Source organism: Desertibacillus haloalkaliphilus (assembly GCF_019039105.1).
Taxonomy (GTDB): Bacteria; Bacillota; Bacilli; order Bacillales; family KJ1-10-99; genus Desertibacillus; species Desertibacillus haloalkaliphilus.
This window is the reverse complement of sequence record NZ_JAHPIV010000446.1, coordinates 1-356: the sequence shown is the minus strand read 5'-3', so window position 1 is coordinate 356 and position 356 is coordinate 1. Positions and strand designations below refer to the sequence as shown.

Sequence of the window (356 nt, the reverse complement as noted above, 5' to 3'; positions counted from 1 at the left end):
GAAAGGGGGAGAAGGAAGAAGGGAAGGGGGGAAAAAAGGGGGGGGAGGAAAAAAAAGAGAAAAGAAGGAAGAAAAAAAAGGGGGGGGAGAAGAAAAAAGAAAAGAAAAAAAGGAGAGGAGGAGAGGGGGAGGAAAAAGGAGAGAAGGAGAAGGGGAAAAGGGGGGGAAAAGGAGAGAAAAGAAAAGGGGGGGGGGAGGGAGGAAAGGAGAAAGGAGGGAGAAGGAGAAGAGAGAGAGAAAGAGAAAGGGAAGAAGAGGAGGGGAAGAAAGAGGGAGGGAGAAGAGGGGAAAAAGAAAAGAAAGGGAAAGAGGAAAGGGGAAAAAAGGGAGAAGAGGAAGGAGGAGAAAAGGAGAGA

Annotated in this window: 1 protein-coding gene; it reads left to right on the top strand. The window is 48.3% G+C overall.

All coding sequences use genetic code 11. The features are described from left to right. On the top strand, window positions 1-356 hold a 356-nt coding region (locus tag KH400_RS30220), incomplete at both ends, for a hypothetical protein (RefSeq protein ID WP_217228516.1).